This window comes from Caballeronia concitans (genome assembly GCF_001544615.1).
GTDB classification, from domain to species: Bacteria; Pseudomonadota; Gammaproteobacteria; order Burkholderiales; family Burkholderiaceae; genus Caballeronia; species Caballeronia concitans.
The window spans coordinates 711547-735519 of record NZ_FCNV02000002.1 but is presented as its reverse complement, the minus strand read 5'-3'; the positions used below and the strand labels follow the sequence as shown (position 1 = coordinate 735519).

General features: G+C 66.6%; 15 protein-coding genes. 10 read left to right on the top strand and 5 right to left on the bottom strand.

Translation table 11 applies throughout. From position 1 onward, the window contains the following. The first annotated feature begins 14 nt into the window (after positions 1-14). From AWB72_RS09400 to AWB72_RS09375, 6 genes are all read left to right on the top strand, one after another. Positions 15-1337 (top strand): DotU family type VI secretion system protein, encoded by a 1323-nt coding sequence (locus tag AWB72_RS09400; protein ID WP_040050115.1) that lies wholly within the window; start codon positions 15-17, stop codon positions 1335-1337. Between the two features lie 2 nt (positions 1338-1339). Continuing rightward, positions 1340-4990 carry a type VI secretion system membrane subunit TssM gene (tssM, locus tag AWB72_RS09395; protein WP_052449833.1) on the top strand — a complete coding sequence of 1217 codons (3651 nt, stop codon included), beginning with the start codon at positions 1340-1342 and terminating at the stop codon, positions 4988-4990. Then, positions 4987-5754 (top strand): type VI secretion system-associated protein TagF, encoded by a 768-nt coding sequence (tagF, locus tag AWB72_RS09390; protein WP_052449834.1) that lies wholly within the window; start codon positions 4987-4989, stop codon positions 5752-5754. The genes tssM and tagF overlap by 4 nt, the downstream gene beginning before the upstream one ends. Next, positions 5751-7628 (top strand): serine/threonine protein kinase, encoded by a 1878-nt coding sequence (locus AWB72_RS09385; RefSeq protein ID WP_040050116.1) that lies wholly within the window; start codon positions 5751-5753, stop codon positions 7626-7628. The genes tagF and AWB72_RS09385 overlap by 4 nt, the downstream gene beginning before the upstream one ends. An 814-nt stretch (positions 7629-8442) precedes the next feature. Beyond that, positions 8443-9888 carry an MltA domain-containing protein gene (locus AWB72_RS09380; RefSeq protein WP_342065422.1) on the top strand — a complete coding sequence of 482 codons (1446 nt, stop codon included), beginning with the start codon at positions 8443-8445 and terminating at the stop codon, positions 9886-9888. A gap of 62 nt (positions 9889-9950) precedes the next feature. Beyond that, positions 9951-10655: a response regulator transcription factor gene (locus tag AWB72_RS09375; RefSeq protein ID WP_040049268.1), complete on the top strand. Its 705-nt coding sequence runs from the start codon at positions 9951-9953 to the stop codon at positions 10653-10655. A gap of 14 nt (positions 10656-10669) precedes the next feature. On the opposite strand, the gene AWB72_RS09370 is transcribed toward AWB72_RS09375, so the two are convergent. Beyond that, positions 10670-12445 carry an ATP-binding response regulator gene (locus AWB72_RS09370; protein WP_040049269.1) on the bottom strand — a complete coding sequence of 592 codons (1776 nt, stop codon included), beginning with the start codon at positions 12443-12445 and terminating at the stop codon, positions 10670-10672. Between the two features lie 216 nt (positions 12446-12661). On the opposite strand from AWB72_RS09370, the gene AWB72_RS09365 reads away from it, so the two are divergent. Further along, entirely contained in the window at positions 12662-13438 is a 777-nt protein-coding gene (locus tag AWB72_RS09365; protein ID WP_052449747.1) for a hypothetical protein, read from the top strand. Between the two features lie 21 nt (positions 13439-13459). Here the strand turns inward: AWB72_RS09365 and AWB72_RS09360 are convergent, their stop codons facing one another. The 3 genes from AWB72_RS09360 to AWB72_RS09350 all read right to left on the bottom strand — a co-directional run bounded on the left by AWB72_RS09360 (position 13460) and on the right by AWB72_RS09350 (position 16537). Then, positions 13460-13864, bottom strand: a complete 405-nt coding sequence (locus AWB72_RS09360; RefSeq protein ID WP_040049270.1) for a hypothetical protein — start codon at positions 13862-13864, stop codon at positions 13460-13462. A 105-nt stretch (positions 13865-13969) separates the two neighbouring features. Continuing rightward, positions 13970-15304, bottom strand: a complete 1335-nt coding sequence (locus AWB72_RS09355) for an MFS transporter (RefSeq protein WP_040049271.1) — start codon at positions 15302-15304, stop codon at positions 13970-13972. Between the two features lie 51 nt (positions 15305-15355). Continuing rightward, on the bottom strand, positions 15356-16537 hold the full coding sequence (locus tag AWB72_RS09350) for a M20 aminoacylase family protein (protein WP_040049272.1): 1182 nt from the start codon (positions 16535-16537) through the stop codon (positions 15356-15358). A 144-nt stretch (positions 16538-16681) separates the two neighbouring features. Here AWB72_RS09350 and AWB72_RS09345 point away from each other — a divergent pair, with 144 nt between their 5' ends. Then, positions 16682-17659 carry a LysR substrate-binding domain-containing protein gene (locus AWB72_RS09345; RefSeq protein WP_084592760.1) on the top strand — a complete coding sequence of 326 codons (978 nt, stop codon included), beginning with the start codon at positions 16682-16684 and terminating at the stop codon, positions 17657-17659. Between the two features lie 99 nt (positions 17660-17758). Beyond that, positions 17759-20065, top strand: coding sequence for a two-partner secretion domain-containing protein (locus AWB72_RS09340; RefSeq protein WP_052449748.1), 2307 nt, complete (start codon positions 17759-17761; stop codon positions 20063-20065). Between the two features lie 6 nt (positions 20066-20071). Here the strand turns inward: AWB72_RS09340 and AWB72_RS09335 are convergent, their stop codons facing one another. After that, complete coding sequence (locus AWB72_RS09335) at positions 20072-21901, bottom strand: ShlB/FhaC/HecB family hemolysin secretion/activation protein (RefSeq protein ID WP_087128016.1); 1830 nt, start codon at positions 21899-21901, stop codon at positions 20072-20074. Between the two features lie 764 nt (positions 21902-22665). Here AWB72_RS09335 and AWB72_RS09330 point away from each other — a divergent pair. Continuing rightward, positions 22666-23946, top strand: coding sequence for an efflux RND transporter periplasmic adaptor subunit (locus AWB72_RS09330; RefSeq protein WP_052449750.1), 1281 nt, complete (start codon positions 22666-22668; stop codon positions 23944-23946). Positions 23947-23973: the final 27 nt, after the last annotated feature.

The following is a 23973-nucleotide window of genomic DNA, read 5'->3' as shown; positions in this document are numbered from 1 at the left end:
CGGGCATCGACGACATGACGAACCACGACGATCCCTTCGCCGGCTTCGAATCCGACCAGACGATGATCAAGCCGAATCCGGGCGCGCGCCGCCGCGTGCCCGGCGCGAGCGAATCGCGCGGCGGCGGGAACACCGAAGGCGCATACACCTCGGATTCCGACCCGCGCGCCTTCGACGCCGCATTCGTTCAGGGCGGCGCGGTCAATCCGCTCGTCGCCGCGTGCGCGCCGCTTCTGCAACTCGCGCCGCGCATCCGTGCGATGAGCGCCTGCGCCGATCCCGCCGCGCTACGCGATTCGCTCGCCGCCGGCGTGCGCCGCTTCGAGGCGCAGGCGCGCGTGAACGGCGTCCCCGCCGAGCAGGTCACGGCGGCGCGCTACATGGTCTGCACCATGCTCGACGAAGCCGCCTCCGGCACGCCTTGGGGCGCGGGCGTTTGGGCGCGGCAAAGCCTGCTCGTGACCTTCCACAACGAAGCGTGGGGCGGCGAGAAAGTCTTCAAGCTGCTCGCGGGACTCGCGCAGAAGCCGTCCGAGCATTTGCATTTGCTGGAGTTGTCGAACATCGTGCTCGCGCTCGGCTTCGAAGGGCGCTATCGCGTGGCGGCGCAAGGCAGGCAAACGCTCGACGCGATCCGCGCGCGGCTTCATCAGCTGATCCGCAAGGAGCGCGGCGATCCGGAGCGCGCGCTCTCGCCGCACTGGGAAGGCGTGCCCGCCGCGCGCCGCCGCACCACCGACGTGCTGCCGGTCTGGGTCGCGGGCGCGCTCGCGCTGCTCGTGCTCGCCGCCGCGTGGCTCGCGATGAGCTTCCAGCTCGGCCGCCTCTCCGACCCCGCGTTCGCCGCGCTCGCGTCGATCCGCGCGGGCGCGCAACGGCCGCTCGTCGTCACGCAGGCGGCGAAGCCGCGTCTCGCCGAATTCCTCGCGCAAGATATTCGCGATGGCCTCGTCGCCGTCGATGACCGCGTCGATCGCTCGGTCATCACGCTGCGCGGCGACAACGTGTTCAGCCCGGGCAGCGCGCAAGTGTCGGCGCAAACGCGGCCGCTGATCGGGCGCATCGCGGCGGCGCTCGGCGCGGTCCCCGGCAACATCCTCGTCACCGGCCACACCGACGACCGGCCGATCCGCTCGGCGCGCTATCCGTCGAACTGGGAACTCTCGCAGGAACGCGCGACGAACGTGCGCGACCTGCTCGCGGCCACGGTGCCAGCCGCCCGCCTGAAAGCCGAAGGCCAAGGCGACGCCGACCCCGTCGCGCCCAACGACTCCCCCGCCGGGCGCGCGCGCAACCGGCGCGTCGAGGTGACGCTTTTCGCCAGGCCGGGCTCGTGATCATGAAGAAGATCCTCTCGATCCTGTTTCATCCCGTGCTGCTGACCAGCATCGGCTTCCTGCTGATCGCCGGCGTGATCTGGATCGCGGGGCCGCTGCTGTCGTTCGCGGGCAACTATCCGCTCGAATCGACGACGGCGCGCGGCATCGCCATCGGCTGCGTCGCGCTGCTGCTCGTGCTGCGGATGCTGCTCTCCGCGTGGCGCGCGCGTCGCACGCAGGCGGCGTTGTCGAAGGGATTGTCAGCAGGATTCGCGATGCGCGACGCGCCGCCGCCCGCGCGCGCCGCCGCGCCATCGGCGGGCGAAGCGGAGGTCGCGACGCTCTCGCAACGCTTCGACGAAGCGCTCGCCGTGCTGCGCGACGCGCGCATCACCGCGTCCGGCGGCAAGCCCGGCTGGCGCGACTGGATCACGTTCTCGGGCAGGCAATATCTGTATCAGTTGCCGTGGTACATGTTCATCGGCGCGCCGGGCGCGGGCAAGACGACCGCGCTCGTCCATTCGGGCCTGCGCTTTCCGCTCGCCGAGCGATTCGGCACCGACAAGATTCGCGGCGTCGGCGGCACGCGCAACTGCGACTGGTGGTTCACCGACGAAGCCGTGCTCATCGACACCGCCGGCCGCTACACCACGCACGAAAGCGACCGCGACGCCGACCAGACCGCGTGGCAGGGCTTTCTCGCGCTGCTCAGGAAGACGCGCCCGCGCCAGCCGATCAACGGCGTGTTCCTCACGCTCGCCGTGCCCGATCTGCTCGCGGCCACGTCCGCGAACGCGGGCGACATGGCCGCCACGCTGCGCGCCCGCATGCGCGAGCTGATCCAGGCGTTCGGCACGCGCTTTCCGGTCTACGTGCTCGTCACCAAGACGGATCTGCTCGCGGGCTTCACGGAGTTTTTCGCGGACATGTCGAAGGAAGAGCGCGCGCAGGTCTTCGGCTTCACGTTTCCGTACGATCCCGCGCATCCCTTGACCGACGCCGAATTCGCCGCGCGCATCGATGCCGAGCTGAATGCGCTCGAAGCGCGGCTCGTCGCGCGCGTGCCGGACCGGCTGAACGCGGAAAGCGGGCTTGCCGCGCGCGCGGCGATCATCGGCTTTCCGCAGCAGTTCGCGGCGTTGAAGCCCGTGCTGGCCGAAGCGCTCGCCGCGACCTTCGTGCAGTCGAAGCACGACGAGCTTCCGTTCGTGCGCGGCGTCTATTTCACGAGCGGCACGCAGGAAGGCACGCCGATCGATCGCGTGATGGGCGCGCTCGCGCGGGCGTTCCATATCGATCGCATCGAGCGCGGCGCGCAGCCGGCACGCGCATCGGGCGGGCGCAGCTATTTCATCGAACGATTGCTGAAGCAGGTCGTGTTCGCGGAGCAAGGGCTCGCGGGATCGAACCTGCAATGGGCGCGGCGGCGGCATCTGCGGCGGCTGTCGGCGTATGCGGGCATCGCGGCGTTGAGCGCGTGCGTGCTGGCGCTGTGGGGCACGAGCTATCTGCGCAACCGCGCGTATGTGCAGCACGTCGAACAGGCCGCGCGCGCGGCGAAAGAGGCGGTCGCGGGGACATCGGCGGCGAATACGAGTCTCGTCGCGCTGCTGCCGATTCTCTCGGCGGTGCAAAAGCTCGGCTCCACGCCGCAAGTCGATGCCGCGCATCCGCCGCTCGCGATGCAATGGGGCCTGTGGCAAGGCGCGAAACTCGACGCCGCCGCGAACGGCGCATACGAACGGCTGCTCACCGATCTCTTCCTGCCGAAGCTCGCCGCGCGCATCGAGGAGCAGGCGCGCAGCGCGAACGCGTCGAATCCCGGCTACGCGTACGAAGCGCTCAAGGCGTATCTGATGCTGCATCAGCCGGATCATCAGGACCCCGATGCGCTCAAAGTGTGGATCGTCACCGACTGGGACCGCTCGCTGCCGCGCGAGGTCGGCAACGAGGAGCGCGCGGCGCTGGCCGGCCATCTGGATGCGCTGTTTTCGCGCGGCGTCGTGCATCCTGATTTGCCTTTCGACGAACGTCTCGTGGCCAGTGTGCGTTCGATGCTCGCCGCCAGCACGCTCGCGCAGCGCGTCTACGGGCGCGTGAAGCAGCAAGGCGTGGGCGCGGATTACCCGGAATTCACCGTCGCGCGCGCGGGCGGGCCGAACGCGCAGCTCGTCTTCGTGCGGGCGAGCGGCGCGCCGCTCACGCGCGGCGTGCCGGGGCTGTATTCGTTCGACGGCTATCACAAGGCGTTCCTGAAAGCCGTCGATGACACCGCCGCGCAACTCGCGAGCGAAGAGCCGTGGGTGCTCGGCATCCGCGATCAAAGCGGCCTGCCGCGCGGCGATCCCGCAGCGATGCAGCGCCTGACGCAGGACGTGCGGCTGCTGTACTTGCAGGACTACGCGCGCACATGGACGGAATTTCTGAACGACATCCGCATCGTGCGCGCGGACACGCTTTCGCAGTCGGTGCAGATCGCGCGCATTCTCTCCGCGCCGGATTCGCCGCTCGCGATGCTCGTGCGGGCCGCATCGCGGGAAACAACGCTCGCCGCGAAGCCGGACAACGAAGCGACGGTCGTCGACAAGGCGAACGACAAGATCAGCGCCGCGCGCGAGCGGCTCGAAAAGATCATTCGCGGACCGGACCCCACGCGCATCGCGCCGGCCGCGCCGGGAATGCGGCTGGAGAGCGTCGTCGACGATCGCTTCGCCGGCCTGCGCGCGCTCGCGACGAGTCCCGGCGGCGGGCAGCCCGCGCCGATCATGCAGACGCTCGCGCTCATCAACGATGTCTACGCGTACCTGAGCGCCACCGACGAAGCCTTGCAGCAGAAGACCGCGCCGCCGCCTTCGGACGCGCCCGCGAAGCTGCGTTCGCAGGCCGCGCGCATGCCCGAGCCGATCCGCACGGCGCTGCTCGACTTAGGCAGTCAGGGCGCGGCGCAGACGCTGCAGGCGCGTCGCGTGAATCTGTCGGCGGACCTGAAGGAGTCGATTTCCGCGTTCTGCAACCGCGCGGTGGCGGGGCGCTATCCGTTCGTGCCGGCGTCCGGCCGCGACGTGCTGCCCGAGGACTTCGGCACGCTGTTCGCGCCGGGCGGCAAGTTCGACGACTTCTTTCAGAAGAACCTGGCGCAGGACGTGGACGTATCCGCGAAACCGTGGGCCTTTAAGAAATCCGATTCCACCGCGACGCAGATCAGCCCCGCCGGGCTCGCGCAGTTCGAGCGCGCGGCGACCATTCGCGGCGTGTTCTTTCGGGGCGGCGGCAAGACGCCGGCGCTGGCGTTGCAGTTCAAGCCGCTCGACATGGACCCGTCGATTCTTTCGTTCACGCTCGACATCGACGGGCAAATCCTCACCTACGCGCACGGCCCGCAGGTTCCATCGGCTATTCAGTGGCCCGGCGCGCGCGGCTCGGGCCGCGTGAGCCTGCAACTGACGCCGCCGCCGTCGAACGCAGCGAGCAATCTGGTGTTCGAGGGACCGTGGGCGCTTTTCCGCATGTTCGACCGGCTCGACGTGCAGCCGACGGGCCAGCCAGAGCGCTTCATCGTCACGTTCGATGTGGAGGGGCGCAAGGCGCGCTTCGAGGTGACGGCGAACAGCGTCGAGAATCCGTTCCGGCTCGCCGATTTGCGCGCGTTCTCGTGTCCGGAACGCCTATGAGCGACGATCTCGCCGACGCCCTCGCCGATGAAGGCCCGGCCATTCCCGGCTGGTACGGCAAGCTGCCGTCGCTCGGCGATTTCGCGGCGCGGCGGCTCTCGGATGCGTTCGTCGCGCCGTGGGACGCGTGGCTCGCGCAGCGCGTCGCGGAAACGCAGCTTGCGCTCGGCGCGGACTGGCTCGAGTTCTATCTCACGTGTCCGGTGTGGCGCTTCTTCGCGATGCCGGGCGCGATTGCGCCGACGCTCACGCAGTGCTGGGCGGGCGTGGTGATGGCGTCGGTGGATCGCGTGGGCCGGCATTTTCCGCTGACGATCGCGGCGTCGCTGCCGTGCCCGCCTGCGCGCGGCGGCGAGATCGTCGCGCTGTGGGACTGGCTTTCGGCGATAGAAGGCGTGGCGCTCGCCGCGCTCGATTTCGACCACAGCATCGAGCGCCTCGACGCGCAGCTCGCCGCGCTGCCCGCGCCCTCGCCCGCGCCGCCCGTCAACGATGCGCGCGCGGCCGTGCTGACCGAACCGTGGATCGTGCAGTCGGCGGCGGCGCTACCGGATGCGCTCGCGCGCACCTTCGCCCCGGTCTGGCAGACGGAGCTTTATGGCATGAGCATGTGGACGTCGGCGCAGTGCGCGCAACCGGAAGAATCGACGGACGACGCGCAGGACCCGCCGACAGCGACGCCACGCCCGTTCACCATCTGGCCGGCGTACGGCTTGCCGGACACGGCGCTTTTCACGACGCTCTTGCGGGACCGCGCATCATGAACGCGACCGGCAGGCGTCCCGACGAGCGCGATCCGGACGGCGGCGACGAAGGCAAGACCGAGGTCAACATCGAGGCCGGCGGCGAGGACGACAAGACGGTGATCGTGAGCGGCGCGCGCGTGCCGTTGCCGAACAAGCCGGGCATGCCGGGCAAGCCCGCGACGCCGCCCACTGATGGCGTCCTGCCGCCCGGCACGCGGCTCGGCGAGTTCGAGATCTTGGGGCTGATCGGCGAAGGCGGCTTCGGCATTGTGTATCGCGCGCTGGATACGTCGCTGGATCGCGAGGTGGCGGTGAAGGAGTACATGCCGTCTGCGCTGGCGGCGCGCGTCGGGGCGACGCAGGTGCAGGTGAAATCGTCGCGATACGAGAGCATGTTCCGCGCGGGCCTGAAGAGCTTCATCAACGACGAGGCGCGGCTGCTTGCGCGATTCGATCATCAGTCGCTCGTGAAGGTGTATCGCTTCTGGGAGGCGAACGGCACGGCGTACATGGTGATGCCGTACTACCGGGGCGTGACGCTCAAGGACGCGTTGAAGGCGATGCCGAAGCCGCCTGACGAAGCGTGGCTGCGCGCGCTGCTGACGCCGCTCGTCGATGCGCTCGCCGTGCTGCATGCGTCGAACTGTTTTCATCGCGACATATCGCCGGACAACATCATCCTGCTCGACGATAGCCATCGTCCGGTGCTGCTGGACTTCGGCGCGGCGCGGCGCGTGATCGGCGACATGACGCAGGCGTTGACGGTGATTCTGAAGCCGGGTTATGCGCCGATCGAGCAGTATGCGGAGGTGGCGTCGCTGAGGCAGGGGCCGTGGACGGATCATTACGCGCTGGCCGCGATGGTGTATTTCGCGATCACGGGCAAGACGCCGCCGCCGTCGGTTGGGCGCATGGTGAGCGATGCGTACCAGCCGCTCGCGAAGCTGGCGGCGGGCCGCTATTCGGAGCGCTTTCTAAGGGCGATCGATCATGCGCTGGCGGTGTCGCCGGCGGACCGGCCGCAGACGGACCGGCAATTCGCGGATGAACTGGGGATTGCGCTGGATGTGGCGTCGGCGGAACGTGCGGCGGGCACGGATGCGTCGCGCGGTAGAAGTGCGTCGCGGCGGCGCGTGCGCTGGATGGTCGGCGCGGCGTGCGCGCTGGTGGTGGCGGCGCTCGGCTGGTTCGTGCCGAAGCTGATGCAGCAAGGTCCGCAGGTGGCGAGAGTGGATCGTGTGGATCGTGTCGATCGAGTGCAGGGGACGGCGAGCGAGGCGGCGGGATCGGCGGCGGCGCCTGTATCGATGCCGGCTGCGTCGCCGGCTGTTTCGCCGATCACACCGCCGCCGCCTGCGTTGCCGCCGTATACGCCTGCTGGTGAGTTTGCGCGGATTGAGGCGTTGTCGGATCCGTCGGTTGGGGTGAAGGTGGAGGTGCCGTTGGCGCGTGCGGTGGTGGATCGGGACCGGTTGCGCTTCATGGTGACGAGCGATCGCGATGGATATCTGTATGTGTTCGCGGTCGATCCGGCGAACCAGTATTTGCAGTTGTTTCCGAATGAGTTGGATCGAGACAATCGGATCGATGCGGGGAGGCGGATGGTGTTGCCGCGAGCGGCGTGGCCGATGCAGGCGGGCGAGCCGATTGGGGAGAATCATTTCGTGGCGATCGTGTCGTTGGCGCCGCGAGATTTTTCGGCGTTGGATTTGACGCACGATTCGGTATTCCCGAGTTTGTCGACTTCGGCGCAGGCATTGGCGGCGGCGCAGCGGACGTTGAGTGCGTCGCCGTTTGCGGGTGTGCCGTCGTGCGGGAGTGCGGCGCCGTCGTGTCCGGTGGCGTATGGAGCGGCGACGTTCAAAATCGACGTGGTGCGTTCGTCTAAATGATGGGTGACATTGAAAGGCACCGATGGTGTTAACGAGCCGAGGGGCTCGGAGGACGTGGCGCTCAGTGGGCGTGGAGGGTGATTCAGGGTTGATTCAAGCTGAGTGCCAACGTTGTTCTACGGAGTGCTGTGTTATGGCTTGATGGATGAAGAAAAACCGAAAGGCTTGAGAGACCACGAGGCATTGAAAGCACCGATGGTGTTAACGAGCCGAGGGGCTCGGAGGACGTGGCGCTCAGTGGGCGCGGAGGGTGATTCAGGGTTGATTCAAGCTGAGTGCCAACGTGGTTCTACGGAGTGCACCCTGATTCAGAACAGCGGGCGAAAAGGCTGCTTTCTTTGGTTACTTTCTTTGCAGCAGCAAAGAAAGTGACCCCCGCCCCGGGGAGGGGCGAGCTAATAGACCGACACGAAAATAAGAAAAGGGAAAACGTGACGAGGAAACCATGTCACAAGAAGCGAAGGGCTCCGACGAATTAACCGTGTTAAAGCTGCTAGCCGCAGCAGCGGCAATAAGCATAGCGAGTGGTTGCGCGACAAACCCACCGCCCGCTGCCGCGGAGGCAAATGCCCCCACGCTAGCACCACAGAACGAAGCGAAAGAAGAACCGAGCATAGTAAGCGCCGCACCGACGGGGCAAGAGCCTGGCATAACGAGCCCGTTACCGGCGACCCCATCGGCCCAACTGTCGGGCACAGCGACCCCGTTCGCGACAAAGAACGCCTTGTACACCCCGGTCCCCTTCACAGCCGTCCCCGGCTGGTCGAGGGATGACGTAGCCGAATCCTGGGAAGCCTTCCGCCGGAGCTGCTCGGTGCTGGGCGGCAAACCCGCCTGGGCCGCCCCGTGCGCGGCATCGCGAAAAATAAGCGCAACGGACCGCACCGCCATCCGGCAGTTCTTCGAAGAGAACTTCACGGTCTATCAGATCAGCAACGTGGACCGCACATCGCGCGGCGTGTTGACCGGCTACTACGAACCGGTGATGCGCGGCAGCCGCCGCTACGAACCGCCGTACGTGTACCCGGTCTACGGCGTCCCGCGCGACATGCTCTTCCTCGATTCCCGCAAGCTGCCACCGAACGCGCGCTCGGAACCGATGATGGCGCGCATCGAAGGCCGCTCGGTGGTACCGCTCGCGGCGCTTTCGATGAGCCGGGCGAAGGGCGTCTACGCGCTCGATTTAGGCAACAGCGTGCCCGACATCCGCGACAAGAAGCTGCGGCTGCGCCTCGTGGGCGGGCGCATCGTGCCGTACCTGTCGCGCGCGCAGATCGAACGCGGGCGCATCGATGCGCCGGTGCTGGCCTATGTCTCCGATCCCGCGATGCTCTACTCGATGCAATTGCAGGGCGCGGGAAAGATCGTGCTGCCGGACGGCGTGAGCGTGATCCGGCTCGCTTATGCCGAGCAAAACGGCTTCGCATTCAATCCGCCGGTTGCGAGCGCGCAGAGCAAGGGTCGCAAGATCCTGGTGCGCGGCGTCGAGATCGCGCTGGAAGAAGGCGCAGTGAGCGTGACGAACACGCCGGATGGCGCGGGCGCGTCCGCATCCGACGACACGCCTCAATCTCCGCTGCTGCGCGGCGCGCAGGACGCGGACGCATCGCCTTCGAGCGACGATCAAAGCGCCGACGCCAACCCCGACTCCCCGCTCCTGCGCGGCTTCACGCTTGCTAAGAGCGCGACGCCCGCGGTGCATCCGGCGCGCGTGAGCACGCCATCGGTTTCGGGAAATGCAGGCGTGGCGCGGATCGATTCGCCGCGCGCAACGACCACAGCGCCCGCTCCGCTCACCTCGACGCCCCTCGCCTACACGTTCGCCACATCCGATCCGAGCTACGTCTTCTTCCGCCCGATTCCGGATTCGTCGTCGGGGCCGATCGGCGCGCTCGGCGTGCCGCTGTCGCCCGAACGCTCCGCCGCGATCGATCCGCGCACCACGCCGCTCGGCGCACCCGTGTTCATCGATGCGAGCGAGAGCGGATCGGGGGCATCGGTCACGCGGCTTTTGATGGCGCAGGACGCGGGCGGCGCGATACGTGGCGCGGTGCGCGCGGACTACTTCTTCGGCACCGGCGCGCAGGCGCAGCAGAAGGCGAGCAGAATGAAGCAGCCGACGCAGATGTGGCTGCTGCTGCCGAAGGGGCTGCGCATCTCCGCGAAGGAATCGGGCGTGCGCGTGCGCGGCGGACCCGCGTTGCCGAGCGCGGATTGCGTCGTGAGCGACCCGGACTTGTGCGTCGACGATACACAGTGAATGATGCGTGATGCGCGCACGAGAAAAGCGCCGCGCATCGCGACACTCAGCCGGGAGACAGCATGAGGTTCCTCGTCGCCGACGACCACGAACTGATCCGTCAGGCCGTCAAGTCGCTGTTGCGCGGAATCGATCCCGAAGCGCAATTCGACGAAGCCGATAGCTGGGACACGCTCGCCGCCGCCGCGCGGCCCGAAGCGAACCACGATCTCGCCATCGTGGACCTGCACATGACGGGCATGGCGGGCGCGTCGTCGCTGGCGACGCTGCTGAAGGCGAATCCCGCGCTGCCGCTCGTCGTGCTCTCGGCGGAAGAATCCGTCGATGAAATGCGCGCCGTGCTCGCCGCCGGCGCGCTCGGCTTCGTGCCCAAGCGCGAGCCGGCCAACGTCATGCTCAAGGCCATCGAACTCGTGCTCTCGGGCGGCGCGTATGTGCCGATCGAGGCGCTCAGTCTCATCGGCGCGGCGCGGTCTGCACCGGCGCGACCCGCGTGTCCTTCCCCGACCATCACGACGAACGGCCCCGCCGCCGCGCTCGCGCCGCATCATCTGCATCTGATGGAAAACCTCTCGCCACGGCAGCGCGAAATCATGCGGCTCGTGCATCGCGGCTGCACCAACAAAATGATCGCGCGCGAACTGCAAGTCGCCGAAGGAACCGTCAAGGTCCATCTGTCGGTCATTTTCCGGGCGCTCGGCGTGCATAACCGCTCGTCGGCGATCGCGGTCATCAACGGCTGGCTGCAGGCGGGGCGCGAACTCTAGGTGCTTCGTTCGATTCACGCGGCCTCGTTCTGCCCGCTCTCCTGCAAGAGCATGTCGAGCGTGCGGCGCAGACGTGCCGGCGTCACCGGCTTGCGCAGGACCGGCACGCCATCGGCGGCGAGCGCGGACAGTTCGGGCGATGCCATGTCGCCGGTAATCATCACGCACGCCAGTTCGTTGTGTCCGCGCCGCCGCAGCGCCTCGCGCACAGCGCTAATCGCCTCCACACCGGTTTGCTGACGGCCGATCCGGTAGTCGCAAAGAAACGCGTCCGGCACGAAGCCCTCGGCGATCGCACGCACCGCCGCGAGTTCGTCGCGGCAGCCGCGCACGACGCAACCCCAGCGCGTGAGCAGCGTGCCGAGAGCATCGAGATTGGCGGGGTCGTCATCGACACACAGAATCTGGCGGCCTTCGAGCGGCGCGCCCACCGAAGGCGGCGCGGAAAGACTCGCGGTAATCAGCCCCGCCTCGCCGACCTTGACCGGCACGCGCACGGTCGTGCCGCGCCCGAGGTCCGAGCGCAGCGTGAGTTCGTCGCCGAGCATGCGGATGAGGCGTCGCACCGTCGGCAGGCCGAGGCCGTGTCCTTGCCGCACCGGGAATTGCGGCAGCGGCACCTGATAGAACTCCTCGAAAACGAGTTCGTGTTCGTGCGGCGCGATGCCGATACCCGAATCGCGCACTTCGATATGGCAGCGCTCGCGATCCACGCCGTGCCGCACGCCGATCCAGATCGCGCCGCGCTCGGTGTAGCGCACCGCGTTGGACACGAGGTTGATGAGAATGCGTTCGAGCAGCACGGGGTCCGTATTCGCGATGCAATCGGTCGGCGCGATCCTGAACGCAAGCCCTTTCGCGGCGGCGGCGGGACGGAACTGCTTGTCGATGCGCGCGAGCAGTTCCGAGAGCCGGAAGTGCTGCGTGATGACCTGCGTGACGCCGCTTTCGATGCGCGCGAGATCGAGCACCTGATTGAAGAGATGGTTCAGCGCCTCGACGTTCGCCATGATGTGCTGCGCCGTTTCATCGCGTTCTTCGGCTTTCGCGCCGCGTTCGCACAGCGCTTGCGCAAGCAGGCCGATGGCGTGCAGCGGCTGCCTGAGATCGTGGCTCGCGGCGGCGAAGAAGCGGGTCTTGGCGCGGCTCGCATCTTCGATCAGGCACTTCTGCCGCGTGATGGTCTCGGCGAGCCGTTGCTGGTTCACGAGCGCCGCGACGATGCGCCTATATCGCCGCCGATGCTGCGCCGCGAACACGCATACCGCGACGCCGCACGCGGCGAGCAGCGCGCTCATTTCAACGCGCGCGGGCCCCGGCAGAATCAGATTCAAGACGATGGCGGGCGCGATCAGCGTCAACACGGCGGCGGACAGATTCAACGCACACAGCCCGTTCGACGCGTATGCGAGCGCGGCCAGCGCGACGAGCAGCACGGTATGGATAGCGGCGGTTTCGTCCATATCGTTTCGGATCGCGAACCACATAGAAAAACCGGGAGCCGCGTGAAGCGCTACGTTGGCGAGCGCGTGAACATTGATCCATTCGCGTGCGCTCAAGGCAAACGGATGAAGACGCCGCCACGCCCACACCGTCAGCATGAGCGCGATGCCCACGCCATAGAAATGCATGCAGAGAAGAGTGAGCCGCGTGTCGCCGGGGCGGGTGAGATAGACCGCGCCGAGAAGGGAAATGGCACAGCCGTGCGCGATGAACGATGCAGGGTCCGCGGCATATAGCGCGTTCGCGAGATCGGTGTCGATCTCTCTTTGCTCACGATCGCCTGGCATTCTGTCATCCCCTTGTCGCGGTGCACGCCGGGTCGGTTCAGAAAGCAGGCGGACGATGCGGACCGCGTACACGGCATGGCCGTGAAGCGATCGTGCAGGTCCCGTGCTCGACTGGTTTACCCGAGAGTTTAGGCGACGGCTATCACTTAATCCATATTGGACGATCCCTCCGAAAAAACCATACTCATCGCGTAGCCACCGATAAGGGGGGATGCGATGGATACCTTGACGATGGACGCGGCCGCCGATGCCGGTCCCGTATCGACACTGGCCACGCTGTGGCGGCGCAGGACGCATCTGTCGCACGACGAAATGGTTTCGATCTATACGCTCGTGCGCAGCGCGTTGCGCAGCTACCATCCTCCCGAGTTGCAGTCGCTTCGGGAAGACAAGGAAGAGCTGATCGCGCAGTTCATCTACTCGAAGGTGCTGAGGCTCGAGCCGGGACACACCGATACGCATTCGAGCGATCAGAGCGCGCCGTCGAGCCGCTACGCCGTATGCACGTATTTCAGGCGCTTTTTGATCGATTGCCTGCGAAGCGCGAGCTATCAGCGCGACGTGTCGATCGAAGTGGACGGCATCGGTCAGCAAGTGGATGAACACGCGCACGCCGTAGCCGATCCGGTCGAATCCGTTTTGATGCAATACGGGCTTTGCGAAGCGCGCGTGCGGCTGCTCGCGCGCGAGTTCATCGACGGCCTCGACAAGTACGAGCGGCTCGTGCTCGCGGGCACGCTCGGCTGGTCATCGGGCGGCAAGGGCGGACTGTCGGGCGTGGCGGCGCGGCATCACATCCCGTCGTATCACTATCGCGCGGTCAAGCTCGGCGTCACCGTCAAGAAGTCCGCGCAAAGCGACGACTTCGCGGCCACCAAGATCGGCCGATGGATCAGCGCGACGCTCGGCATTGCGATCATCGCCGACAATCAGTCCGCGATCTTCGTCATTCTGAATCTGCTCGCTGTGGAGTCGGGGCCGGGCGCAGCTTGAGATGGACGGGCGCGTGGCGTGTCATCTGAACACCCGCGCCCACGCCGCCCGAACGCGGCGCGCCCGGTCTTCGAGCAGATAGGACGCGGCCAGCGCGAAAAGGCCGGCCATCACGCCCGTCAGCGCGTGCTCCAGCCACGGAACGCGATAGCCGCTGCGGTGCGAGAGGACATCGCCCAGCGCGGTGAGCAGGCCGACCATCAGCGCATTGCCGAAGCGCAGCGCGTAGATGCGCTTCACCGCCGGCACGAAGCTCAGCAGCACGGCGAGCGTGCCGGTGACAAGACCCGTGCGCAGCGCGACGGTCCAGTGCACGACGCTCAGCAGATTGCCCCAGCTTCCCGGCATGCAGGTCATGCATGCGCTGACCGGCTGCCAGAAACGCTGAACGAAAAGACGGACGCGGCGCTTCCAATCGATCGACATTGCAGTGGATCAGCGAGTTCGCGGTAGACCTTCCTTGCATCGCCGGGCGACGATACAACGAGTATGGTAGGCCCGCGATCCAAATGCAAACCGCCGCTGCATCGCTCAATCGAGCGCCTCGCGTGATCCCTCGCGCATGCAGTGAACGGCGATCACGCTCAATACGCCGCACGCAATCACGTACCAAGCGGGCGCGAGCACGCTGCCGGTCACGACGATGAGCGTCGTCACGAAGAACTGCGCGAAGCCCCCGAAGATCGCCACGCCGATGCTGTACACGATAGCCGCGCCCGTCGCCCGCACGCTGCGCGGAAAGAGTTCGCCGAGCATCGCGCCGACCGGCCCGACATTGAGCGAATGCACGACGGAAAGCGCCGTCACGACCGCGAACAGCGTGCCCGCCGTCGGATGGCGGTTGAGCAGCACGAAGGCGGGATAGATCGCGAGCATGAGCACGATGCGCGTGGCCTGCGCGAGACGCTTGCGGCCGAAGCGGTCGGAGAGATACCCGCCCACGGGCGTCAGCACGAACAGCACCGCGCCCGCGATGCAGCCCGAGAGCATCGAGGTCCATCCGGGCAGGCCGAGCGTCTTCACGCCGTAGATCGACAGATAGAACACGATGATGAAATGCGCCGATGTCCCGCCGATGGTGAGCCCGAGTCCCGAAAGCAACGCGCGGCCGTGATGACGCAGCACCGCGCGAAGCGGCGTCTTGTTTTGCGTGTGCGACTGCGACGAGACGGCGGCATCGACGGACTGCACGTGAGGCGCTTCTTCCATCGTGCGGCGCAGCCACCAGCCGACCGGCACGATCAGCGTGCCGATGACAAACGGCACGCGCCAGCCCCATCCTTCGAGTTGCGCGGGCGTGAGGGCCGCGCTCAGCGCCACGCCGGTCAGCGCGCCCGCGAGCGCGGCAAGACCCTGGCTCGCGAACTGCCACGACGCATACAGCCCGCGACGATTCGACGGCGCCTGTTCGAGCAGCAGCGTCGTGGATGCGCCCACTTCCCCGCCCGCCGAGAAGCCTTGCAGGAGCCGCGCGATCACGAGCAGCACGGGCGCCGCGACGCCCGCCTGCGCATATGTCGGCGCAATCGCGATGAGCGCGGTCCCGAGCGCCATCAGCCCGAGCGTGAGCAGCATCGCCTTCTTGCGACCGGCGCGGTCCGCGTACATGCCGATGACGATCCCGCCGAGCGGCCGCGTGAAGAAGCCGACGCCGAAGCTCGCCACCGCGAGCAGCAACTGGCCGACCGGATCGTGCACCGGAAAGAACAGCTTGCCGATGATGAGCGCGAAGAACGCATAGACGGTGAAGTCGTAGAACTCGAGCGCGTTGCCGACGGCGGCCGCCGTGACGAGACGCACGCGCGCCGCGCGCCCGCTCAAGGGCTGTCTCGTGCGTGCGTTACCGGCGATTGCGGGGGTATCCATGTCGTGCTCCAGTGTGCGCGTGGCGTGAGTCGATAACGATGTCGATGAGAATCAGTCGGCGAGCCAGGCTTCGGCGAGCCGGACCCAGTAGCTCGCGCCGGTCGCGAGAATGTCGTCGTTGAAATCGTAGCCGGGGTTGTGCACCATGCAGCCGCCCTTCGATCCCACGCCGTTGCCGATCCACGCGTAGCTTCCGGGACATGCTTCGAGCATGAACGCGAAGTCCTCGCTGCCCATCAGCGGCGCGGCGGCGGGATCGACGCGTTGCGCGCCGAGCATGTTCGTCGCGACTTGCGTGGCGAACGCGGTCGGCTCCGCATGATTCACGAGCACGGGATACCCCAGTTCGTAGTCGATCTCGGCGGTGCAGCCGAACGCGCTCGCCTGCGCGTGCGCGAGCGCCGAAATGCGCTCCTTCAACTGCATGCGCACGGCGGCGTCGAGCGTGCGCACGGAGAGCTTCATCAGCGCGGTCTCGGGAATCACGTTGTTCGCTTCGCCCGCCTGCACGCTGCCGACGGTGACGACCGCCGGTTTCTGCGCATTCACTTCGCGCGCGACGATGCTGTTCAGCCCCAGAATGATCGATGCCACCGCCGACATCGGATCGCGCGCGGCGTGCGGCATCGCGCCATGACCGCCGACGCCGCGCACGACGATCGACACGCGGTCCGACGACGCCATCGCCGGCCCCGGCGTGAAGAACATCTCGCCCGCGGGCAAGCCCGGCATGTTGTGCAGGCCGAACACGGCATCGCAGGGGAAGCGCTCGAAGAGGCCGTCTTCGATCATCGCTCGAGCGCCCGCCTCGCCTTCCTCGGCGGGCTGGAAGATCACGTTGAGGGTGCCGGAGAACTGCCCGCTCGACGCGAGATGACGCGCCGCGCACAGCAGCATGGCGGTGTGGCCGTCGTGACCGCAGGCGTGCATCACGCGCGCGGTCTTGCTGGCGTAAGGCAGGCCGGTGGTTTCTTCTATCGGCAGCGCGTCCATGTCGGCGCGCAGGCCGATGCGCTTCGTGCCGTCGCCCTGTTTCAGCACACCCACGACGCCCGTCCTGCCGAGACCGCGATGCACGTGGTATCCCCATTCGGCGAGCAGCCCGGCGACGAGATCGCTCGTCTGCGTTTCATCGAACGCAAGTTCCGGATGCTCGTGAATGCGCCGCCGCACATCGACGAAATCGGCTGCAATGGCGGCAATGCCGGGGATGATCGGGTCAACTGAAAGCATCTTGGCTCCTCGAACGCGTCGCGTGGTTCATCGATCGATTGAGCATAGGCAGTCGAAAATAATCGCAAAAGACAGTAAATTCCGTCTATGACGACCCACGGTTGTCGGCGAAAACCCTAGGTATTCCCAGGTGACAGCATGACGATGAAGTACCACCAGTTGCGCGCGTTCCTCTCCGTGGTCGAGCAAGGGAGCATTCGCGCCGCGGCGCGCAGCCTGTTTCTCTCGCAGGCGGCGCTGACGAAAGCCATCAAGGAACTGGAACAGGATCTGGGCGTGCCGCTCATCGTGCGGACCGCGCGCGGCGTCCAGCTCACCGCGTTCGGCCAGCAGTTGCGCGTGCGCGCGAAGCTCGTGGTGAGCGAAATGCGGCGCGCCGAAGACGACATCGTGCAGATGAAGGGCGCAGGGTCGGGCAGCGTGAGCGCGGCCATCACGCCGACCGCCGCGCTTTCCGTGCTGCCGCAGGCCTACGCGATGTTCCGCCGCGAGATGCCGCAGGCGAAGGTGAGTTTCATCGAAGGCTTTCCGGGCGTCGCGCTTCCGCGTCTGCGCGACGGCACGCTCGATCTCGTCGTCGCGGTCATCATGGCCAGTCAGTTGTCGGCCGAATTCGACTACGTGCCGCTGTACGAATCGCATTCGGTGATCGTCGCGCGCAAGGATCATCCGCTGCGTCATGCCACGCGCCTCGCCGATCTCGCGGATGCCGAATGGCTGCTGAATCCATCGCCCGAAAGCACGACGCAGGCGCTGCTCGACATCTTCACGCAGCACGGCTTGCCGAGGCCGCAGCGCGTGATCGAATGTCCGAGCTTCGTCATCGCGCATGGGCTGCTGCGTGAGTCCGAGGCGCTGGCCTCGATGCCGCGTTCGCTGCTCGATCACGAATGGGTCGGTGAAGGGCTTGCGGTGCTGCCTGTCGAGGATGCGCTGCCGGTATCGTCGGTGGGCGTGGTGACGCGTCGCGACAGCCCGCTCACGCCCGCCGCGACCGTGTTTCTCGACTGCCTGCAACGCGTGGTCCGCGAACGCAACGCTGCAAGCGCGCTTGGCGATAAAGATCAGAAAGCGACGGCGTCGCGCTCGCCAATCCGCATACAACAGTCCACTCGTCCCTGATGCGTCCGCGGCCCGCACTGCCGCATTGAAATTACCCGATCCGGTTCTATCCTGAATGATCCACCGGTCAGTTCGGTGTGCCACGCAACGGGAGACGTCATGCGCGATGAATCGTCCAAGCACGGCCGGCTCATCAGGCCCGCCGCGATCGTGTTTCTGGTGAGCGCCTCGGTGCCGGCCGCCTTCGCCGCCGGACCGCTGCCGCAGAACGGCCAGTTCAAGGCCGGCTCGGGCAGCATCACGTCGTCGGCCACGCAGGTCAACATCACGCAAAGCACCACGCGCGGCGTGATCGACTGGAACAGCTTTTCCATCGGCGCGGGCAACAGCGTGAACGTCAACAACGGCGCGGGCGCGACGCTTTCGCGCGTGACCGGTCCGAATGCCTCGGCCATCGACGGGAATCTCAGCGCGACAGGCAGCTTTTACCTCATCAATCCGCAAGGCGTGGTGATCGGGCAGCAAGGCGTGGTGACCACAGGCGGCCGCTTCGTCGCCGCCACGCTCGACACGAGCAACGACGCGTTCATCGCGGGCGGCCCGCTCACGTTGTCGGGCACGAGCACCGCGTCCGTCGTCAATCTCGGCAAGATCAGTTCGACGGGCGGCGATGTCTTCCTCATCTCGCTCGCGCACACCGAGAACGCGGGCCGCATTTCCGCGCCCAACGGCACGGCGGAACTCATCGCGGGCAACAACGTGCTGCTCAAGGATTCGACGAGCGGCGCGCAAGTCTTCGTGCAGCCGGGCGCGCAAGGCGACGTGGTGAACCGGGGCGGCATACGCGCCGCGCAGATCCATCTCCAGGCCGCCGATGGCAACGTCTACGCGCTCGCCGGCCATCACGCGGGACTGCGCGCGACCGGCACCGCCACGCGCGACGGTCACGTCTGGCTCATCGCGCATCAGGGCGATGTGCAGCAGCACGAAGCGATCACCGCGCGCAACAGCGACGGCTCGGGCGGCACGGTCCAGACCACCGGCAAGACGATGGAACTGGAAGACAGCACGGTGACGGCGGCGAAGTGGACCATCGGCGTGGGCGAACTGAACGCCGGGCCGCATAACGCGGCGGCGATCGCGGGGAGCCTGTCGAAAGGCACGTCGGTGACCATCGAAGCGGACAGCGACATCAACGTGCTTTCGACGCTGACCTGGACCGGCAACGCCACGCTCGTGCTCAAGGCCGGGCATTCGATCCTGCTCGGACCGGTCACCACCATCGCCAACACGGGCGCGGGCAATCTTTACCTGCGCGCGGATTCGAAGAGCATCGACAACAACGGCAGCGTGACGAACCAAGGCACGATCGACTGGTCGCGAAGCACGGGCATCGTCGCCGCGTTCCACGATTCGAACGGCACCTTCACGCCCGGCACCATTCGCACGAACGCCGCGTGGGCCGCCGCGCCGTTCAGCGGACTCAAGACGCAGGTGACCGCGTATCAGCTCGTCAATTCCATCGCGGAGTTGGAGAACATCTCGCAGAACCTGAGCGGCAATTACGCGCTCGGAAAGGATCTTAAGGCGAGCGGATCGTTCACGCCCATCGGCCTTGCCAGCACGACGGGCTTCACCGGCCAGTTCGACGGCTTCGGCCATATCATCGACGGCATCTCGTTCAGCACGACGCCTTTCTCGAACTCGCCGCCGCTCGGCATGTTCTCGGCGATCGGCGCATCGGGCGTGGTGCGCAACCTGAATCTCACGAACGCGTATGCGTCGCCGTGGGGCACGGTCGCGGGACTGCTCGCGGGCACGTCGGCGGGGCTGATCGCCAACGTCAACGTCACCGGCCAGATGTCGACGGACGAGATCGGCGCGGGCGCCATCGGCGGTGTCGTCGGCGAGAACTCGGGCACCATCTCGCGTGCCACCAGCAACGTGTCGCTGTACGCGCAAGGGTCGATGGGCGGCATCGCGCTATCCAACACGGGACTGATCGTGCAGTCGTGGGCGACCGGCGACTACGGCGGCGGCACGCATGCTCACGTGGGCGGCATCACGGCGGGCAACGGCAAGACCGGCATCATCCGGCAATCGTATGCGACGGGCAGCGGCGGCGGCGTGACCGATGGCGGACTGGCCGAGTACAACACGGGCAAGATCGAGGAATCGTTCGCCGCGATGGCGCTGCCGACCATCTTTCCCCCGGGCTATGTGGGCGGCCTCGTATCCACGAACGTCGGCAACGTCGCGAAGGACGTCTACTGGGATCGCGAGGTGTCGGGGCAGACGGTCGGCGCGGCCACGGGCAACGCGATCCCCGCCGCCAACGGCTTAACGACCGCGCAGATGGGCATGGCGTCGAGCTTCGCGCCGAGCTGGAACTTCGGGCCGGGCGGCACGTGGACGTTCGTGCCGGGCGTCTCGCATCCCGTGCTGCAATGGCAGGTGAACAAGTAGCCGCCGTCACGAGCCGAGCACGATATACAGCATCCCGACCGGCGCTTTGGATCCGGCGGGAACCGCGGCGTGCAGCGGATACCCGAACGTGCCGCGCACGTTGACGAAGCGGTTGACCTGAAAGCGGAACCCGCCGCCTATGCCGACGAGCGATCCGTTGTTCGGCTCCGTCGGCTGATCGATGCGGTTCCACACGCGGCCTGCATCGACGAAGAGGAACGGCTGGATCGCCACGCCGCTTTCGCCGATGCTCCACGGCGGCGTGCGGATTTCCGTCTGCACGTTCCATCCGCGATCGCCCTGCACGACATACGGCAGGTAACCGCGCACGCTGCTGTCGCCGCCCAGCCCCATCTCTTCGCTCGGCAGCAGCGTGTCGGGCGTCCATTGCAGCGCCGCCCTTCCCCATGCGACGAAACCGGCGCCCAGCGCCACATCGCGCTGCGCCGACAACTGCGCGTACATGTAGCGTGGCGTCGCGCCGTGACGCGCGCTTTCGAACGCGGCGTCGCGATTGTCGGCGTCGAGCCGGCCGGGACTCAGCACGACGGTCGCGTTCGCGCGTGTCTGGCCGCTCGCATCGCTGCGGTTCAGATCGTACGCAAGCAGGAATTGATGGATATGCGTGTTGGAATTGAACACCTGGAATCCGCCGAATTCGAGGTTGTTGTTCGACCGCTTGTAGTCGTAGCCGAACTGCACCTGTTGCTGCCAGCCCGAGAACGGCGTGAGCCGCCAGTCGTAGCGGATGCTCGCCTGCGCGGAGATGCCCGTTTGCCCGTAACTGTCCGGCAGGCGCGGCGTGCTTTGCGCGTAGACGCCGAATAGTTCGATGCGGTCGCGCCACGGCAATGGCGCGGAATAACTGAGCGCGTGCGCGACGAAGCGCGGACGGTTCGGACGCCCTTCGATGTCCGGATTGCCGCTCAGCGCGTCGTTGCTCGCGGTGATCTGATACGCGATCTGCTGATCGAGGCCGAAGAGATTGCCATAGTCGATGCCCGCGAAGAAGCGGTCGCGGCCGAGCTGCGGCACGCCCGCGTTGTCGTAGCCCGCCGAGACGCGCATCGGGAAACGGTCGGCGGTTTGCAGGATCACGTCGGTGGTGCTTTCGGCCTCGCCGGGCGCGTAGATCACATCGACCGCGCGATACGGGTTCGCGTTGAGCAACGCGAGGCCCGTGGCGACGTCGGATTCGCGGATGGCGTCGCCGGCGGTGAGCGGCATGTCGCCCTCGAGCAGCGCATCGGAGAAATAGCGATTGCCGCGCGGGATCACCCGGCCCAGCCGATAGCTCGCCACCGCGATCCGCACGACGCCGTCCGTCACGTCCTGCTCGGGCACGTAGACATCGACGAGCGGCAGCCCGCTTTCGCGATAACGCGCGACCACGGCGCGCCGAATCTCCGCAAGTCGCGCGAAGGTGAGCGGGCGATCGAGATCGGCGGCGAAGCCTTGCAGGAACGCGTCGTCGAGCGGAGGCAGACCGCGCGCGACGATGCGTCCATCGGCTGCGCGCGCGGCTTCATTCGCCGATGCGCCCGGCGCGCCCGCCTCGCGCGAACCCGACGCCGATGCTTCGAACACGAGTCCGCGCAGCGCGGCGACGGCCACTTGCGCCGACGCGCTTTCGGCTTGCGGCGGCTGCGGCGGCGCGGCGGGACGCGCGGGCGCGGGCGGCGGCGTGGGACTGACATCGCGATAAGACTGCGCGCGGGCAAACGCGCTCGACAGCAGCAGCGTCGCGAGGCAAAGCCTTGTCAGCCGATGACGCCGTGCCGGACGATGAGCGCCCGCGAAATAGCGGGCGCGCGGTTCCACGAGCGGATTGCGCATCTTGTTCCATGTTGTCGGGCACGTTTCGTGACGCGCTTTCGGTGGGACGCCGGCGCCGGATCGACGCCAGGCAGCAGATGTTAAGACCGAACGATAGCAGGCGCTATCCGGACAGGCGGCTATCGACAAATGCGGGAGGGAGGGAAAACCCTTGGAGTCAGCTCATTCCCATGAAGGTGATTGAGCCGACAAAACGCGCTCGCTGAACCCGGCTCATGCCGTAAGGGCAGCACGTATGTTCAGCCGATCTCGTCGTCGAAAGAGCGTCCATTCCTCGCGTTATGAAACAGTGGAAACGTCACATGCAAGAAAGCGAAATCAAGTATTTACTTCGGACACAAAACTATTCTCACTGACCCCCACCGTTTCACGAATCGACACGAACCCACGCCCGCAAATGCCACGCACGAACCCTATGGCGTTTTCAACATTATTCGGCTATTAGTAGATTCGTCAGGCGCACCGGCATGCACGCGGTGACCGCTCGTGGCCAGGCATGCAAGTGTCTCCGGCCATTGCGCGAACATCGAAAACGGAGGCAGCTACGGCACTTATGAGGCTCGGGTCTCGCGCTCGTTGACATCGACACGTCAATCCGTCGCGCGCGTAATCACTGCATGGCGAATGCAGCGCCGTGAGACACGCGCGTTGCCGGCATCGGCATGCAGGCGTTCTTCGCGCGCCGCGAGCATGTGACGGCGAGCGCGCCAAAGCGCCCGCACCCTGGTCAAGCCATCCCAAGAAGAGAGGCGTTCATGACGTTCATGGCGTTGGTGTCGGAACGATTACTGCATGGCGGTCATGCGCGGATGTCCCACGCGATACAGTCGATGCACGCACGCCGCTACATGCCGCTCGCGGCGCTGGCCCTGCTCTCGCTGGCCGCATGCAGGAAGCCGCCCGCCGAACCGCCGCGCGCCGCCGTCGACGTGACGGTGGTCACCGTCGCCGCGAAAACGACGCCGGTCGAATTCGAATTCACCGCGCAGACACAAAGCTCGCGCGAAGTGGAAATACGCGCGCGCGTCGACGGCTTCCTCGAAAAGCGCATGTACACCGAAGGCGCGCTCGTCGCGGCGAACCAGATCATGTTCTTGATGGACAAGCGCCCGTTCGAAGCCGCGCTGCAAACCGCCAAGGGCGCGCTTTCGCAGCAGCAGGCGCGGCTGCTCGTCACGCAACAGAATCTCGCGCGCGTGAAGCCGCTTGCCGCAATGAACGCGTTGAGCAAGAAGGATCTCGACGACGCCATCGGCAACGAAAAGAGCGCGGAGGCCGCCGTCATCGCGGCGCAAGGCGAAGTGCAGACCGCGCAACTCAATCTCAGCTATACGACCATTCGCTCGCCGCTCAAGGGGCTTTCGAGTTTCGCGCGCGTGCAGGAAGGCAGCTACGTCACGCCGACGCAATCGGGCCTGCTCACCTACGTCTATCAGCTCGATCCGATGTGGGTCAACTTCAGCATCTCGGAGAACGAGCTGCTGACGTATCGCGAGCAGATTCAGAAAGGACAGTTGCGCTTTCCGCCCAACAATCAGTTCGATGTCACCGTCATTCAGGCCGATGGCTCCGTGTATCCGGAGACCGGCCGTATCGATTTCACGAATCCCGCTTTCAGCACGCAGACCGGCACCTTTCTGGTCCGCGCGTCGTTCGCGAATCCGAAGGGCACGCTGCGTCCCGGCCAGTTCGTGAAGGCGCGCGTGTCGGGGGCGCTGCGGCCCAACGCGATCCTCGTGCCGCAACGCGCCGTGCTGCAAGGCGCGAAGAGCCATTTCGTGTGGGTGCTCGACGATCAGTCGAAGCCGCATCAGCGCGTGATCGAAGTGGGCGAATGGCACGGCGACGACTGGTTCATCACGAGCGGTCTTCGCGCGGGCGAACGCGTGATCGTCGATGGCGCGATTCGCGTCGCTGCGGATTCGCAGGTGCGCGTGGTGAGCGCGCCGGCGGAGGGCGCGGCCCCGGCATCGGCTGCGATGGCGGCATCGGGCGCGCAGGCGTCGATCGGGACGACGAAGCCCGCCAGCGAGAGCCAGCAGTAAGCATCAATAGCCATCAGCCAAGCCGAG

Coding starts and splice junctions, on each gene's coding strand:
- AWB72_RS09400 (WP_040050115.1), top strand. CDS start 15: ATGACGAACCACGACGATCCCTTCGCCGGCTTCGAATCCGACCAGACG.
- tssM (WP_052449833.1), top strand. CDS start 1,340: ATGAAGAAGATCCTCTCGATCCTGTTTCATCCCGTGCTGCTGACCAGC.
- tagF (WP_052449834.1), top strand. CDS start 4,987: ATGAGCGACGATCTCGCCGACGCCCTCGCCGATGAAGGCCCGGCCATT.
- AWB72_RS09385 (WP_040050116.1), top strand. CDS start 5,751: ATGAACGCGACCGGCAGGCGTCCCGACGAGCGCGATCCGGACGGCGGC.
- AWB72_RS09375 (WP_040049268.1), top strand. CDS start 9,951: ATGAGGTTCCTCGTCGCCGACGACCACGAACTGATCCGTCAGGCCGTC.
- AWB72_RS09370 (WP_040049269.1), bottom strand. CDS start 12,445: ATGCCAGGCGATCGTGAGCAAAGAGAGATCGACACCGATCTCGCGAAC.
- AWB72_RS09365 (WP_052449747.1), top strand. CDS start 12,662: ATGGATACCTTGACGATGGACGCGGCCGCCGATGCCGGTCCCGTATCG.
- AWB72_RS09360 (WP_040049270.1), bottom strand. CDS start 13,864: ATGTCGATCGATTGGAAGCGCCGCGTCCGTCTTTTCGTTCAGCGTTTC.
- AWB72_RS09355 (WP_040049271.1), bottom strand. CDS start 15,304: ATGGATACCCCCGCAATCGCCGGTAACGCACGCACGAGACAGCCCTTG.
- AWB72_RS09350 (WP_040049272.1), bottom strand. CDS start 16,537: ATGCTTTCAGTTGACCCGATCATCCCCGGCATTGCCGCCATTGCAGCC.
- AWB72_RS09345 (WP_084592760.1), top strand. CDS start 16,682: ATGAAGTACCACCAGTTGCGCGCGTTCCTCTCCGTGGTCGAGCAAGGG.
- AWB72_RS09340 (WP_052449748.1), top strand. CDS start 17,759: ATGCGCGATGAATCGTCCAAGCACGGCCGGCTCATCAGGCCCGCCGCG.
- AWB72_RS09335 (WP_087128016.1), bottom strand. CDS start 21,901: ATGCGCAATCCGCTCGTGGAACCGCGCGCCCGCTATTTCGCGGGCGCT.
- AWB72_RS09330 (WP_052449750.1), top strand. CDS start 22,666: ATGGCGTTGGTGTCGGAACGATTACTGCATGGCGGTCATGCGCGGATG.